This is a genomic window from Paenibacillus sp. P4_A7 (genome assembly GCF_056402455.1).
In genome coordinates this window covers 1-827 of record NZ_JBFUHJ010000868.1, presented here as the reverse complement: position 1 = coordinate 827, position 827 = coordinate 1, and the positions used below count along the sequence as shown (strand labels likewise).

The following is an 827-nucleotide window of genomic DNA, read 5'->3' as shown; positions in this document are numbered from 1 at the left end:
GTTACCCTTACGGTTGGATAACGGCGGTCGGTCTCTTTTTTTTGCTCATTTTAGTTGTCATTTTGTCTTCGCCTGTCATTATTAATGGGCATTTTAGAAGAGTGGATAACAACAATGATGATGCAGAATTGAATGTGAAAGCACTATTCGGACTGATTAAGTACCGTATTAAAATACCCATTATCCAATTTACAGGTAAATCGTTAGAAATCAAGGAACAGGTGACGCGTACAAATGTTGGCATTGACACATGGAAGCAATTCAATGATGAGATCAATGAGGATAAAGTCGTTAGCTGGATTGAAAAGTTAAAGCATGTTCTGGAAATTACATATCATTTGAAGGGTTGGGCTAGGCATACCTTAAAAAAGGTACGTCTTGTGGAATGGAATTGGACGACTTCAGTTGGTACGGGAGATGCAATGTGGACCGCTATGACAACTGGCTTCCTATGGTCGGTTAAAACTTCAATAATTGGGTTTCTGTCGCAAATGGTTAAGCTTAAAACGGAGCCGAAAATGAGTGTATTACCCATTTATCAGCATACTGCATTTACGACGGAATGGTCGTGTATAGCTCAAATCCGCTTAGGTTATGCTATCCTTGCCGGACTTCAGCTTTTAGTTCGGAAGAACAAAATGAAAGGAGGCGTCAAAGCATGGCAGAACATCCTATTCAAGGTTTAATGCAGACAGCAATGGAAAATATCAAGGAAATGGTGGACGTTGACACCATCGTTGGCAGTCCTGTTCAAACGCCTGACGGCAGCATTATTATGCCTATCTCCAAGGTTGGCTTCGGATTTGTAGCTGGGGGCAGTGACATTC

General features: G+C 41.5%; 2 protein-coding genes. Both read left to right on the top strand.

Annotated elements, in window-relative coordinates; all coding sequences use genetic code 11:
- A partial coding sequence (locus AC1DWN_RS34595; protein WP_477563320.1) for a DUF2953 domain-containing protein occupies positions 1-686 on the top strand: 686 nt, incomplete at its 5' end.
- Positions 659-827: spore germination protein GerW family protein (locus AC1DWN_RS34590; protein WP_477563321.1), on the top strand; the 169-nt coding region annotated here is incomplete at its 3' end. The genes AC1DWN_RS34595 and AC1DWN_RS34590, both read left to right, overlap by 28 nt.